Source organism: Parablautia sp. Marseille-Q6255, from assembly GCF_951230155.1.
Lineage (GTDB): Bacteria > Bacillota > Clostridia > Lachnospirales > Lachnospiraceae > Choladousia.
Genome location: NZ_CATNVD010000005.1, coordinates 101714 through 115462, shown reverse-complemented (window position 1 = coordinate 115462; position 13749 = coordinate 101714). Strand labels below are relative to the sequence as shown.

Annotated in this window: 13 protein-coding genes; 7 read left to right on the top strand and 6 right to left on the bottom strand. The window is 47.9% G+C overall.

From position 1 onward, the window contains the following. Positions 1-100: 100 nt before the first annotated feature. The 5 genes from QOX44_RS05135 to QOX44_RS05115 all read left to right on the top strand — a co-directional run bounded on the left by QOX44_RS05135 (position 101) and on the right by QOX44_RS05115 (position 3754). The gene (locus tag QOX44_RS05135; protein ID WP_283681810.1) at positions 101-1027 is read left to right on the top strand and encodes an ABC transporter ATP-binding protein; all 927 of its coding nucleotides are present in this window, start codon (positions 101-103) and stop codon (positions 1025-1027) included. Further along, a complete protein-coding gene (locus tag QOX44_RS05130) occupies positions 1020-1811 on the top strand; it encodes an ABC transporter permease (RefSeq protein ID WP_283681808.1) in 792 nt (263 codons plus the stop codon). The genes QOX44_RS05135 and QOX44_RS05130 overlap by 8 nt, the downstream gene beginning before the upstream one ends. After that, positions 1808-2578: an ABC transporter permease gene (locus tag QOX44_RS05125; protein WP_283681806.1), complete on the top strand. Its 771-nt coding sequence runs from the start codon at positions 1808-1810 to the stop codon at positions 2576-2578. Before QOX44_RS05130 ends, QOX44_RS05125 begins: the two co-directional genes overlap by 4 nt. 323 nt (positions 2579-2901) lie before the next feature. Then, a complete protein-coding gene (locus QOX44_RS05120; protein ID WP_283681804.1) occupies positions 2902-3216 on the top strand; it encodes a PadR family transcriptional regulator in 315 nt (104 codons plus the stop codon). Between the two features lies 1 nt (position 3217). After that, the gene (locus QOX44_RS05115) at positions 3218-3754 is read left to right on the top strand and encodes a DUF2812 domain-containing protein (protein ID WP_283681802.1); all 537 of its coding nucleotides are present in this window, start codon (positions 3218-3220) and stop codon (positions 3752-3754) included. A gap of 102 nt (positions 3755-3856) precedes the next feature. On the opposite strand, the gene QOX44_RS05110 is transcribed toward QOX44_RS05115, so the two are convergent. From QOX44_RS05110 to QOX44_RS05095, 4 genes are all read right to left on the bottom strand, one after another. Then, positions 3857-4918 carry a helix-turn-helix domain-containing protein gene (locus QOX44_RS05110; RefSeq protein WP_283681800.1) on the bottom strand — a complete coding sequence of 354 codons (1062 nt, stop codon included), beginning with the start codon at positions 4916-4918 and terminating at the stop codon, positions 3857-3859. A gap of 223 nt (positions 4919-5141) precedes the next feature. Beyond that, positions 5142-6995: a serine hydrolase gene (locus QOX44_RS05105; RefSeq protein WP_283681798.1), complete on the bottom strand. Its 1854-nt coding sequence runs from the start codon at positions 6993-6995 to the stop codon at positions 5142-5144. 72 nt (positions 6996-7067) lie between these two features. Continuing rightward, positions 7068-7742 (bottom strand): HAD family hydrolase, encoded by a 675-nt coding sequence (locus QOX44_RS05100; RefSeq protein WP_283681795.1) that lies wholly within the window; start codon positions 7740-7742, stop codon positions 7068-7070. A 91-nt stretch (positions 7743-7833) separates the two neighbouring features. Continuing rightward, complete coding sequence (locus QOX44_RS05095; RefSeq protein ID WP_283681793.1) at positions 7834-8112, bottom strand: hypothetical protein; 279 nt, start codon at positions 8110-8112, stop codon at positions 7834-7836. Between the two features lie 313 nt (positions 8113-8425). Here QOX44_RS05095 and QOX44_RS05090 point away from each other — a divergent pair, with 313 nt between their 5' ends. Further along, entirely contained in the window at positions 8426-9991 is a 1566-nt protein-coding gene (locus QOX44_RS05090) for an ASKHA domain-containing protein (RefSeq protein ID WP_283681791.1), read from the top strand. A gap of 102 nt (positions 9992-10093) precedes the next feature. Here the strand turns inward: QOX44_RS05090 and QOX44_RS05085 are convergent, their stop codons facing one another. Together QOX44_RS05085 and QOX44_RS05080 are read right to left on the bottom strand one after the other, a co-directional pair. After that, entirely contained in the window at positions 10094-11788 is a 1695-nt protein-coding gene (locus tag QOX44_RS05085; RefSeq protein ID WP_283681789.1) for a MutS-related protein, read from the bottom strand. 89 nt (positions 11789-11877) lie between these two features. Next, positions 11878-12636: a GNAT family N-acetyltransferase gene (locus tag QOX44_RS05080; RefSeq protein ID WP_283681788.1), complete on the bottom strand. Its 759-nt coding sequence runs from the start codon at positions 12634-12636 to the stop codon at positions 11878-11880. A 137-nt stretch (positions 12637-12773) separates the two neighbouring features. Between QOX44_RS05080 and QOX44_RS05075 the strand changes: the two genes are divergently transcribed. Continuing rightward, positions 12774-13742: an ABC transporter substrate-binding protein gene (locus QOX44_RS05075; protein WP_283681786.1), complete on the top strand. Its 969-nt coding sequence runs from the start codon at positions 12774-12776 to the stop codon at positions 13740-13742. The last annotated feature ends 7 nt before the right edge of the window (positions 13743-13749 follow it).

Here is a 13749-nt window from a genome sequence, read left to right as displayed (position 1 = left end):
AAAACGCTTCTTTTGTGAATTGCAAGGTTCATGCAAGGTTGCGTTAAGGTTCCCGCAAGGTTTACGTAGTAGAATACCTTACAGAACAGGAGGTTGGAACATGAATACAAATTACATTATTGAAACAAAGCATCTGACAAAACAGTACGGCTCTCAGAAAAGCGTCGCCGACCTGAATATCCATGTGCAAAAGGGGCGGATCTACGGCCTGCTTGGAAGAAATGGCGCCGGAAAAACTACCACAATGAAAATGCTGCTCGGATTGACAAAGCCTACGTCCGGATCGGTCCGGCTATGGGGAAATTCTCTGCAGGGGAATGAAAAGGAGCTGCTGCCCCGCATCGGCAGCCTGATCGAGTCACCCGGATTTTATCCGAATCTGACTGCGTCAGAAAATCTGCGTATCTTTGCAGCTTTGCGCGGAGTACCGAACCGCCACGCGATCAGGGACGCTTTAGACCTGGTCCGTCTGCCCTGTCAGGACAGAAAACTGTTCTCACAGTATTCACTTGGAATGAAGCAAAGACTTGCCATTGCGCTTGCCGTTATGCATGACCCGGAGCTTCTGATCCTGGATGAGCCGATCAACGGGCTTGATCCGATCGGAATCGCAGAGGTTCGCTCTTTTATCCGCGAGCTGTGTGACAGTAAGGGGAAGACAATCTTAATTTCCAGCCATATACTGTCGGAGATCGCTTTGCTGGCAGATGACATTGGTATTATCGACCACGGAGTATTGCTGGAGGAAGAAAGTCTCGTTGAATTAGAGAAGAAAAGCAGCAGGCATATCCACTTTACGCTTTCTGACACTGCACAGGCGGCAAGGATCCTGGAACATATCTTCCACGAAACTTCTTTTTCTATACAGGATGACCATAATCTGTGTCTGTATAACCTGGATCTGCCTGTAGGAAAAATCGTAGCTGCTTTCGTAGAAAATGGTCTGGAGCTGTCAGAGGTCCACACCTGCGAGGAAAGTCTGGAGGATTATTTTAAACGCGTAACGGGAGGTGAGGGAATTGCTTAAACTCATCCCATGCGAATTCTGGAAATTAAAACGAAAAAAATTTATCCCACTGGTTATTTTATCTGCCTTTCTCTTTCCGATCCCGCTGACCTTTCTCATGACAACGCCATCTGTGATGGAGCGGTATACCGATCGGGCAGACGCCTTTGACGGCCTTTTCAACATGGTGCTTGGATATGGCGTCCAGTTTTTACTTCCCTGTGTCATTGGGGTGATCGCTGCCATCCTGTTTTTTATGGAGCGGGATAACGGCACTTTCAAAAATCTGCGTGTGATCCCTGTAACCAGCACGCAGATGGTACTCGCCAAAATCCTTGTGCTGTTCCTGTTTGGAATCCTTTTTTGTGTGTCCTCTACTGCTGCTACAATTTTCTGCGGTCTGGGGACACTGAAGGTTTACGGCATCGGTTACAAACTTTTCCTGGCAGTCGAGACAGGAATTTTTATTACGGCAGGTACGCTTCCGCTTGTTGTCCTTATTGTCTTTTCCAGCAGGACCTATGTTTTTTCTGTTCTGCTGTGCGTCTTTTACAGTGTGCTCAATATGAGCGCAACCGCATTATTTGACGCGCTTCCAAAAGCAGTGCTGTGGATCCTGCCCGCGCCGCTTACTACTTTCTGGAGCGCCGGAGACATGGCTGCGCATGGGATAAAAATGGATCTGGAACAGATGACAGGTCTCATTCCTTCCACCGCACAGGTCGCACTGATCCTGGGGAGCATGGCTGTCATCTCATTGCTTCTGATTGATCGATTCTATAAACAAAGGGGAGGCTTATCATGATCTGTATCGTAAAAACTGAATTTTATAAACTGAAAAGATATCGTATCCTCTGGGCAGGCGCTGCACTCATGCTGCTTTGTGTTGTACTGACTCTGTTTACATCCATGGCAAACGACGGCTCTGTCTGGGATTTTACCTATCTCACCGAACAGGTGATCAAAAACAATATGTCCATGATTTTTCCTGCATGCATCAGTCTGATCGCCGGACATATGATCTCCCGGGAGGAGACAGATGATACCCTGAAAAATATCCTGACCGTACCGGTTTCTTTTAAGAAGCTGCTGACTGGAAAACTGATCGTATGCGGCGTATTATCCATTGTCTTTGGTCTGATATGCAGCCTGTTTACCATATTGGCAGAAATGATCGCAGGATTTCCGGGCTTTCAGCTCTCATCTGCCTTAAAAGCAGGCTTCCAGATAACTGCGGTCAACTTTTTCTTATACCTTGCAGTCCTTCCCGTCATCGTGATCACCTGCCGCCAGGCAGGCGGCTCTTTCATCGGTGTCATTCTTGCCTTTGTGTACGGATATGGCGGAATGTTTGCTGCCGGAAATATGACACTGGCAAATCTCTATCCGATAACAGCAAGTCTTGGAATGGTCAGCTACCGCAGCTATGACGCCGCAGTCTGTTGGAACAAAATGATGTGCCTGGGCAGTCTTGCATTTTCAGTTGCTCTTTCAGCAGTATTTTGCAGCCTTCAGTGCAACAATAAGAATAATTTTTACAAGAGCCGGGCAAAAAACAAAAGTGGAAAATAGGAAGGGAATGGATACGAACGAAGAATATGAGTTAACCTCTTATGAGACAAGGGAAATCCTGTTTTATAAAACTGATAATGGTGAAGTTCGGGTTGAAATCCTTTGATATCAGGAAAAATATCTTTGAATCCGGCGAATTGTATAAAGAAGCAGCTATTTCCAAAATGAAAACAACTGAGGCAGACGGAAAAATGGTGGCAGGGAGAATTTTCTCTCTGCCATATATTTATTTTACGAAAGTTATTGACTTTCATATTACACTGTGATATCTTTTCTATATCGAAGTGCGATACATCGCACTGAAATTTAAGGAGATGAGTAAAGTGGATCAACATATAAAAAAAGTGTATGTTCCTATGACTGAAACTGCTTTTTTCATTTTACTGTGTTTACGAAAACCTAATCATGGATATGGTATTGTTCAAATGGTTGAAAAAATGACTGATGGTGCTGTCAGACTTACCCCCGGCACGATGTACGGAAGTTTATCAAAAATGGAAAAAGACAATATAATCCGTTTTATTCGTGAAGAAGATAAACGAAAGATCTATCAAATCACAGATCTAGGATTAGAAGTTTTATATCTTGAACGAAAACGAATTGAACGCTTATATAAGATAGCCCAGGAGGAGATGTAGAATGGAAGTAAAAAAACAGTTCAAATGGTTTTCAATATTTGAATATGAAAAAGAACAAGATTATTTACGAGAAATGCAAAAGGCAGGTTGGAAATTTGTTAAAGTAACTGGATTGGGAATGTACCATTTTGAAAAATGCCTTCCTCAAGATGTGGTCTATCAGCTGGATTATAATAAAGATGGACTTGCTCATAAAGATGAATATTTGAAAATGTTCGATGATTGCGGTTGGGAATACATACAGGATTATTTTGGTTTCAGTTATTTTAGAAAGATTGTTTCTGACGACGGTATAGAAGAAGAAATTTTTTGTGATGATGAATCGAGACTTCAGATGAAGAAACGGATATTAAAAGGAAGAATGCTGCCGCTGTCGATTATATTTTTCCTCGTATTGTTACCGCAGTTTCTTACTAACTTGTTTGACACACACAATTATTTTATAGCTACATTTATTGGTGCTGTTTTAAGCATGTACATTGTGATATTCACCATATTCATTGTGAAATATAGTCAGTATAAAAGTGACAGAAAATAATTTAAGTAAAGAGGACACATATAAATGATTCTGTATGCCGCCGCTATGGGAGATGCCATAACGGCGGTTTTGAACTAAACTCAGAAAATCCATACTATTCCGTTACTCTTGCTCCATATCAATTTCCTTTATTAGTTCATGCCATTCTGGACTGTCTTTTAAAAACTCGGTTTCTTCATCTAAGTTAATTGACTGAATAATAGCTTTTTGAAGTTTTGGTCCAAATGCTTTATCAACTTCTTTTGTTTGGATGTGCCGGTATAATGGCGATTTATTAATATCCCATTTTTTTGTGAGCGATTTTAGCATAGGCAATAGTATCTTCAAAAATTTAACCCTGTTTTTCGTAGCTTCATACAGCTGAAAATGTGCAACATAAGAATTATATTCCCACAAATCAAATACTTGAGCCGCCTGCTTATCAACATCAGCGATATACTCTGCATCGTCCATTCGTTTTTCTTTAAGCGCAATCTCCATTAAAGTCCCCAACGCTGCATGAATTTCATTTGTGGCAGATAATAGTTTTTCCTCTATCATTTTCGCTGCCTTTTCTAAATCTCCTTGTGCAATATATATATTTGCCTGAAGCTGCTCTTTGTCCACAGGACTTTTCCCGGGGAGTGCATTAAGCATTTCCTGCGCTTGCTCATAATCTTGTTTCCCCATCAATTTAGAAATCAGACACACTTGTGCCTGCTCTCTGATAGCTGCATCTTCACTTTGTGCTGCACGATAGTATAAAGAATCAATTTTTTCCCGATACATTTCGTTTGACTTGTTTTTGCTGCCATAAAGCATCAATGCACCATCTAACAGCATGGCTAAATTGCTTACCAGTAAATCACAGGTAGGGTATTCTTTTAACTTTTCAGTAGCAAGCAAATATCCTTCTTCAAAACCGTTTTTATCCATCTTTTCAGAAACTTCATTCATAAACAGTGCGACTTCTTTTTCTGACAAATCATCCTGAAAAGATAATAGCGTATTCAGGTCTGTATCGAGCAGTCGGGCAAGTGCTGGTAATAGGATTATGTCAGGATACGAGGTTCCTTTTTCCCACTTATTTACAGCAGGTGCAGAAACCCCAAGATAATTGGCAATCTGTTCTTGAGTAAAGCCCTTCGCTAAACGCCGATCGCGAATTATTTCATTTATTTTCATAACGCTATCCCCTTTACGATCTAACTTTTTCGTACCTTTATGGTAGCATTAATTACTTACATTTTCTATTTACCGCTTATTAACTTTCGAGAAGAAATATTAACCGGTAATTAAATTCTGATCAAACAAGCGGTGTTCCTGCTCTTCAGACAGAAACACCGCTATGATTTTATTGATAAATAATTTTCTGCGTGGAGCTTTTCTGTCACCTTTCTGTCTTATGTCATCGAATGTCTGTGACTGTCTCGCTGCCACATTCCAGCTCGTATACAGCTTCTGAAAGCGCTGCGATCTTTTCGATAGCTGCGCCGTTGTCCTTTAAATCGCTGCTAAATACACACAGCACGTACGCACAGTCTCCACTTTCCACAATTGCAATATCATTTTCCACATAATCTCCGTAATCACCGGCAAGTTCTCCCGTCTTATTTGCGACAACAGCCGAAGTACCTTCTAACCCTGCCGGTATCTTGCTCTGTCTTGTCTGAGCAGCCAGATACTCATACATTTTCTGTGACGCTTCTTTATTTACACAGGTACCGTTGTAAATACTCTCCAGCAGCCGCAGACAGTCGTTGGCAGAGGTGACATTATCTCCGGAAGGGTTTTCCTCCAAAAATGTCCTGCCAAGTCTGGTCTTTGTGTACCCGTTTTCCTGGCAGAACTGGTTCACGATCTCCATCCCCTTTCGGGCATCTCCCAAGCCCAGCCACTCGATGATCGTATTCGCCGCATCATTATCGCTGTACGTGATCATATCGGTGATCAGCTGCTTTAATTCTCCATCGCCGGACTCTTCAAATGGAATGTAGCGGTCTGGAGAGGATGGATAGCAGACGCGGTCATAGACTGCTGCCATGATAAAGACCTTGATCACACTCGCAGCCTTCATCTGCTGATCCCCGTCAATGCTCCCCTGCGCTCCTGTGACCAGATCTTTTATGCCAAATGTCCACGTCTCCGTCTCCTTTGCCGGATAAATATAGTCCTCACCGATCTGCTCGATCAGCGCGTTCATCCGGTCCTTTTCCTGCGCGGACACTTCTTTTTTCTTCATTCCCTTTTCGGTAAAATACCGGTCGATCCCATCCGCAATGCCCTCTGCCATAAGCGGCTGTACTGATGGATCTGCCATCCTCGCGTCGTCCGACTGATTTGTCATAAATCCCATCTCAAGGATCATAACCGGGATCTGGCTCCAGTTGATCCCCGTCATATTGTCGTAGTACTGGACCCCAAGTGACTCAAAGGACGCCTTGCTGCAATAGGCTTCGAGAATACACTGTCCCAGCAGATAGGAATCCTCTGCCAGATATCCCACATACGGATTCTGTGCGGACGGCACCATGGCAAGCGCTCCGCTCACACCAGGATCATCGGAGCCATTTGCATGAATCCGCACATAAATATCACCGCCCTGCTCGTATGCCATCTGCGCACGCTCTGCATTGCTTATGGCGGTATCGTGGTCCTCGCGAGTCAGGATGACCTCATATCCACGCGCTTCCAGCTCATCTCTAAGAAGCAGGGAGATCTCAAGGTTCAGCTCATACTCCGTCTTGTCGGAAAAAGAGCTCTGCGTACCTGTTGTCGCTTTTGCCTTCATCTCCAAAGAGCCCGGCCCATTCGGCTCGGTATCGCTCATATTCACCCAGCTTCCCTGATGCCCCGGATCGATCGCCACAACGAGCCGTTCCTGCGGCTCTGTTTCCTGTTCTGTTTCTGTTTCCTGCTCTGTCTCCTGCGTCTGTGGTTCCGTGGCCTGTGGCTCCGTGGTCTGTGATTCTGCGGTCTGTGGCTCCGTGGTCTGTGGTTCCGTAGCCGTCTGCGCCATTGATGAACGGTCCGTTTCCTGCTCCTGCCCAAGCGCCCCGGTCTCCTGCTGCGCATGACCTGGCCCGCCCGCTCCCTGCCCTTTTTCCTGACCGCCCTGATGCCAAACCGCCCAGGCTAATACTCCTGCACACAAAAGCAGGGCTGCGACGGCGACGGCAAGAATCGCCGTAACCGGAAGGTCTTTCTTATTTCTGTGCTCTTTCTTATTTTTATGCTCTGTCTTATTTTTATGTTCTGTCATTTCTTCACCTCACCAGTGCGGCCGTATGCAGACTGCGGCTGCCGCCGCACTGCAGCTTTCCTTCCTGCATGATCACTGCCCTTCCAGAATATTCCACAGCTGCTGCGTATCTGCAGCGATCCTCTCCGGCTGCGCTCCATGTGCAAGCAGAAATCCGCGATCCCGAAATCCCCAGCTCACTGCTATGCAGTCAATCCCTGCATTTGCCGCAGTGAGGATATCCACATCCGAATCACCGACATAAACGGTGCGGCTGCGCTGCGCGCCAAGCTCCTCCAGCGCCTCAAATACGGAATCTGGAGCCGGCTTTTTTTGTATCCCCTCTCTGTCGCCGATCGCAACCGGGATGTCTGCCCCGAAATAGACATCCCGGAGCTTCTTTACTGCAAAATCGGCTTTATTGGAGACAATACCGACTGCATAGCCGCCCTCCTTCAGCCTGTGCAAAAGCTCGCCTATCCCCGGATAAGGAGCTGTCTCTTCCATACAGTGTTCCCCATAATATGCAAGAAAATCTCTGTACACTGCATCGAAGTGCGGATTTTCCTCTCCATCAGGCAGCAGCCTCGCGATCAGGCGCCGGATCCCATTTCCGACAAAGCTGCGTATCTCCTCTCTCGTCCGCTGCAAAAATCCATACCGGGCTGTTACTGCATTTGCACTGTTCGTCAGATCGGAAAGCGTATCAAGCAGCGTTCCGTCCAGATCAAAAATCACCGTATCGTACGATCTGTTCTTTTCTGTCATAAATCCTCCATCCTGTCAGGAACAAACGTGTTCGTTATAGTTTCCGCTACTATCATACCTTCCCGGCGCATAAAATACAACTGTTTTTCCGTTATATGCTTCCCTGTCCAACCCGGCACCCGGCAGACAGCATACGTCTCGCTCTCCGGCCTGCCATCCTCCACACAGTGCGCAGGTGGTCTGCCTCGATAAGCGCCGATCCCGTCAGAAGCGCAAACAAAAACCACAAAAAACACAGTACGATCACCGGCGCTGTGCTGATGCGGATGTCCAGCCAGCCAAGGACAGCCGCCTCCTCCAGAAGTCCTGCTATCACGCAGAACCTTTTCCCATACACAGTCAGCTCCGTACACCACTCTTCTCTTTTCATATCCCCCGTCCTCCCATATCTTATGTAGTCTTTGCGAAGACACACTGCTTCTTTTCTTATGCTTCCTTCTTTCCCTGCATCACATACCAAACAAGCATTCCGAACATATGTTTGTTTTGTTATTTTAATACAGATCTGCTCTTTTTTCAAGACCTGATGGCAAATTTTTTTCAAATCCTCCCTTCCATATGCTATAATGGGGACACGAAAAAATCAGAGCCGTGCAGGCAGAAGTATCCATCTGCGGACTCTTCCTGCAAAAGCGGCTGATCCGGCTTCATGATCCGGCTTCATACGGAAAGGACAAAACATTATGAACAGCTTCAGCGAAAAAATACATCTGACACTGGAAGCTCCGACAGAAGAACATCCTCTGTCAGATCAGGAGCGCATACTGCAGGCGCTAAAAGACCTCGGTTATCCGTCTGTTTCCATGACGCTTGCAACACTGCGCGGGCTCTATCCGCTTTGCCGCACACAGGACTGGGATATTACCGTTACGCTTGTCCACACGCCGGGCCAGACACTGCTGACTGCAGTCGAAGGCGGAGATACGACGGCAGCTCACTACGGTCTTGCCGTCGATCTGGGTTCTACGACAGTCGTGATGCAGATGATCGATATGAATACCAAAGCGGTCCTCGCTGAAGCAAAAGCGATGAACGGACAGATCCGTTTTGGAGACGATATCCTGACGCGTATCATTTATGCAAAGGACGATCCTGCACATCAGCAGGAGCTGGCCGCCGCGACACAGGATACCTTTCTTACTCTGTTTCAGACGCTGGAGGCACACTGCGGCATTTCGGCAGACCACTGCGCCGTTATGATCCTGTCCGGAAACACCACGATGATCCATTTTCTTCTGGGACTGGATGCCTGGACCGTTTTTTCTTCTCCCTATGCCCCGGTCACAACGGCTCCCGGAGCCTTCTTCGGACATGAGATCGGTCTTGCATTTTCCGGCGTGGTCTATATCATCCCTGCCATTGCCAACTACCTGGGCGGAGATATTACGAGCGGACTCTTGACGACTGATTTCTATAAAAAGGATGGCTTGTCTGTATTTTTTGATATCGGAACAAATGGAGAACTCGTGCTTGGCAACAGCAGCTTTCTGATCGCAGGCGCAGGCGCTGCCGGACCGGCTCTTGAAGGCGGCATCAGCAGATACGGTATGCGCGCCTGCGACACAGCGATCGACAGTATTCGGATCGAAGGCGCCTCTCTTACCTTCACAACGATCGGAAACACCCGGCCAGCCGGGATCTGCGGCTCCGGCATCATCGACCTGATCGCCCAGATGCGTCTCAATGGTTGGATCGATATTTCGGGAAAGCTGGATCCTGAGGCATCAGACCGCATTGTCTTCCTTCCCGAAGCACAGGAATACGCCGCCGTCTATGCTACGGCAGAGGAGTCCGCGCACGGTGAAATGCTGTATTTTTCACAGACCGATATCCTGCAGTATCTTGACACAAAGGCAGCCGCGCACACGATGGTCGACTGTCTGCTGGAAGCATCCGGCTTCACAGAGAATGATATTACTGCCTTTTATACGGCAGGCGCGTTTGGCACATACGCTAACCTAGAATCGGCTGTCACAGTAGGGATCTTTCCCGACCTGCCCCGCGAACGTTTCCATTGTCTGCAAAACAGCTCCCTCGCCGGAGCGAGAGAGCTGCTGCTTGATAAAAGCCGTACGGACGATATCCAGTATCTTCTGGATACCGTCTACTGCATACAGTTTGCCTCCATGCCTGACTTTCTGATCAAAATGCAGGCATCCAAATTTATCCCGCATACTGATATGCGGATGTACCCGACAGTAGAAACTACGCTTAGTACACAGACTCATAAAAATAACCCTTTTTTATAAAAGAAGGATATCCCTATGTATATTTTATACCGCCACCCGAAAATGCGGGGGCTGATGTTTATCGGTGATAATGAATCTCCAGAGCCCGGCCGGGATCACTGTTCAGCGTGATCCCTTAAACTCTTCCCTGGCTGCCATCGCTTCTGCCTTTTCAATGATCGAATCTTCAAATCCCATCAGATGCAGCAGCCGGATCGCATTTCTCGTCATCGCTCTGCCTTCCTTGAGCAGATAATCAAACAGTACCTGGTCATCTGTAACTTCTTCTTCAAAATGACAGTTCCGATAGGTATCCTCCAGAATATAAGTCAGCTCAATATCATGTGTGGCTGCCATACACAGCATCCGCTTCTCTGCCATATAAAGAAGGATCTGTGAGGAGGCTGCAATACGCTCTACCGTATTTGTACCGCGCAGCACCTCGTCCACACAGCAAAAGATCGGGATTTCCCCTTCTATCCTGTCAAGGATCCGTTTCAGCGAGCGGATCTCTACCATATAATAGCTTTCTTCTCCGGCCAGGTCGTCGCGCAACGCCATGGACGTAAACACCCGAAAACAGCTTGCCTCATACGAAGCTGCCAAAACAGTATGGATCGTCTGCGCCAGGATCACCTGAAGCGCTGCCGTTTTCAGAAAGGTAGATTTTCCCGACGCATTGGAACCGGTCAAAAGCAGGCTTGATGTCAGCTCGATAGAATTTGGCACCGGATGTGTGATCAGCGGATGGTACATCTGCTCTGCCCGAAAACAGGGGCTTCCTCCCTCACGAAATACAGGGATCGTATGCTGCGGATAAAGCCTGCGGAAGGACGCCACCGCGATCGCCGCTTCAATACGCCCGATCTGGTCTACCAGATACTCAAACTCAGAAATATGTCCTGATACTTCCTTTACGACAGTCTTAAACTGGATCAGATCAATATGAAACAGATTGTTCAGATAAATAAAAAGCGTCTGCTCCAGTCCTCCTCCCTGCATTTCTCCCGCAATGAGCAGCGTCATATTCCTGCGCAGCTTTCCAAAGGAGGCTACTGCTTCCTTTATCCCTTTCTCAGGAAGCTTCCATACGCCCATTTTCCCGATCTGAACAGCTGCATCCAATACCTTCTGGATCGCAATGCAGGATGTGACATACGGCGCCACCGGTCTTTTATAATGCTCATACGTCCCGATGCTGACCCCCATTGCAGCCAGAAGCAGCAAAATCCCCGACTCCGGACTCGCAAGCAGCAGTCCCACCGCTCCAAGGATCATGGCGATCATCCCAAAGTGGACCAGATTACTCCCGCTGTCTGCCTCTGCCAGATTATAAACGTAATCAAATACCGAATTTCTCCCGGTCTTTCCGATCTTTGCAAAAAAATACTCCAGCTCCTCCCGCTCTTTCTCATGGGTATCCAGCCAGGTGACAAGCTCCTCGAACTCCTCCTGCGCTGCGTCCTGAAGCTGCGGGGTGCGCAGCATATAATAGAGATAGCTCTCCCCCAGAAAGGATCTCGTATGGTTCATCTGCGCAAACACCTGGTCCATGTCAAGGTCATTCCACGTAATGTCATCAATTTGGAACTGATCCGACTCTTTGTTCAGGTAATAGTGGCTGATACAGTCAAATTCTGTAGGATCGTATTCCCGTTCGGGAACCTGCCCCCACTCTCTGCGTATCTTGTTCATCAGCATCCTTCTCTGTTTGCGGCGCTGATAAAGGATCACTGCCGCAAATACTGCGATCATCATTCCCGCAAGCGCCACCATAGCAAGCAGCTGACTCATCCCGTAGGTTTCATATCCGCTCATACCGTTCCTCCTCATACTGTACGCAGCCTGCCGTCTTCCGGCCAGCCGCTATCTTCCCTGCACTGCTTATGCCGGTCCGGCATCTGCCGCTATTGCAGGATATATACCTCATACGCTCCCGCATCGTGATAGCCAAGCTGCTGTGCCAGATGGGCAGAGACCGGATTCTGCGCATCCCAGCTTGGATAAAGCCCCCGCTTTTCACACTCCAGGATCAGCTTCGCCCCGCAGATACTGGCAAGTCCCTGCCGCCGGAACGCTTCCTTTGTCACGATCTCTACCTCGATCCCTCCGCGGTAGGCAGAATAAGAGGACGCACCTGCTACCGGCTCTCCGTCCTTTAAGATCACAGCGCCAAGCGCATACCTGCGAAACAGCTCATAGTCCTCAAAATTTGCCACCCAGTCCCTGCACCATGCCAGCGTCCGGCATTTATGGTACAGCGGCTCATCGATCATGACAAGCTCATACTGCTTTGGAAGTGCGGCTACTATATTTTCAAGCTTTTGCAGATCAAATATGCCGGGCTCCTTTTTAAGCGCATAGCGCTTCGCCAGTTTTACCCGCCCCTGGCATCCTGCCCTGACGGCAGCCGCCCATGATTCATTCTGGAGCATAAAAATCCTCCCGGGAGCGCTTTGCCGCGCCAGATCTGCGACAAATTCCTCCTGCGGCTCTCCTGCAAAGCAGCAGAAATCCCCGAGTACCGCTGCCGCACAGGACGGCGTCTGTGCACAGTCGGCGTAGAGTTCTCCCATCACTCCCTGCAGGCACGACCAGATGATCGTCTCCTGCCAGTCCCCAAACAGCGCCTTCACACGGTCGTTCGCTTTTATTTTAACTGCCATATAACCTCCATTTTTGTTTTTCATTTTCCTCCTATTATACGAGTTTTGCCGCAGCATTTCCAGAAAAATATTTGACTGTATGATAGAACCTGTGTATAATTTTTTTCAGATAAATCTGGATCAGGGAGGAAATGATTATGAAAAAATGTCACGTTGCATTACTGAGTGCTGTACTCTTTGCCGGTACAGCCACACCGTGCCTGGCAGAGGAAAGCAGGACATTTACAGTCGGTATCTGTCAGTATGTCCAGCATCAGGCGCTCGACCTTGCCACAGAGGGATTTATGGATGCGCTCACAGAGGCGCTTGGAGATCAGGTGGATTTTGAGGTGAGCAACGCCCAGGGCGACTCTAATACATGCACAACGATCATCAATGGATTTGTTTCACAGAATGTAGACTTGATTCTTGCAAATGCGACAACTGCTCTTCAGGCTGCCGTGACTGCGACCGCCGATATCCCGGTGCTTGGCACCTCGGTCACGGAATACGGTGCAGCGCTCCAGCTGGAAGACTTTCACGGTACTGTAGGAGGAAATGTATCCGGCACCTCTGACCTGGCGCCGCTGGACGAACAGGCCGCCATGGTAAAAGAGCTCTTCCCGGACGCAGAGACGGTCGGTCTCCTCTACTGCTCCGCAGAGCCAAACTCTCAGTATCAGATAGAGGTCGTTCAGGAAGAGCTGGAATCGCTCGGACTTGCCAGCAAAGTCTATACCTTTGCTGATTCTTATGATATTTCCGCCATCACCACAAACGCAGCCGCACAGTGCAATGTGATCTATGTCCCGACGGATAATATGGCAGCCTCAAATGCAGAGCTTATCTACAATATCTGCATGCCCGCAGGCATCCCTGTTATTACGGGAGAAGAAAATACCTGCCGGCTGTGCGGTGTGGCTACCTTTTCTGTTGATTATTACGATCTCGGCTATACGACCGGACAGATGGCTGTGCGCATCCTCCGGGACGGCGCGTCCATCTCCGAAATGCCGATCGAATACGCCTCCGGATTTACCAGACGGTATAATCCTCAGATCTGCAAGGAGCTTGGCATCACGCCCCCAAAAGACTACGTGGCGCTCGATGCACAGGACGCCCGGTAGGGCAGTC

What these genes read in the sequence shown, in the direction of transcription:
- QOX44_RS05135 (WP_283681810.1), top strand. Translation starts at nt 101, where the DNA reads ATGAATACAAATTACATTATTGAAACAAAGCATCTGACAAAACAGTAC.
- QOX44_RS05125 (WP_283681806.1), top strand. Translation starts at nt 1,808, where the DNA reads ATGATCTGTATCGTAAAAACTGAATTTTATAAACTGAAAAGATATCGT.
- QOX44_RS05115 (WP_283681802.1), top strand. Translation starts at nt 3,218, where the DNA reads ATGGAAGTAAAAAAACAGTTCAAATGGTTTTCAATATTTGAATATGAA.
- QOX44_RS05110 (WP_283681800.1), bottom strand. Translation starts at nt 4,918, where the DNA reads ATGAAAATAAATGAAATAATTCGCGATCGGCGTTTAGCGAAGGGCTTT.
- QOX44_RS05105 (WP_283681798.1), bottom strand. Translation starts at nt 6,995, where the DNA reads ATGACAGAACATAAAAATAAGACAGAGCATAAAAATAAGAAAGAGCAC.
- QOX44_RS05100 (WP_283681795.1), bottom strand. Translation starts at nt 7,742, where the DNA reads ATGACAGAAAAGAACAGATCGTACGATACGGTGATTTTTGATCTGGAC.
- QOX44_RS05095 (WP_283681793.1), bottom strand. Translation starts at nt 8,112, where the DNA reads ATGAAAAGAGAAGAGTGGTGTACGGAGCTGACTGTGTATGGGAAAAGG.
- QOX44_RS05090 (WP_283681791.1), top strand. Translation starts at nt 8,426, where the DNA reads ATGAACAGCTTCAGCGAAAAAATACATCTGACACTGGAAGCTCCGACA.
- QOX44_RS05085 (WP_283681789.1), bottom strand. Translation starts at nt 11,788, where the DNA reads ATGAGCGGATATGAAACCTACGGGATGAGTCAGCTGCTTGCTATGGTG.
- QOX44_RS05080 (WP_283681788.1), bottom strand. Translation starts at nt 12,636, where the DNA reads ATGGCAGTTAAAATAAAAGCGAACGACCGTGTGAAGGCGCTGTTTGGG.
- QOX44_RS05075 (WP_283681786.1), top strand. Translation starts at nt 12,774, where the DNA reads ATGAAAAAATGTCACGTTGCATTACTGAGTGCTGTACTCTTTGCCGGT.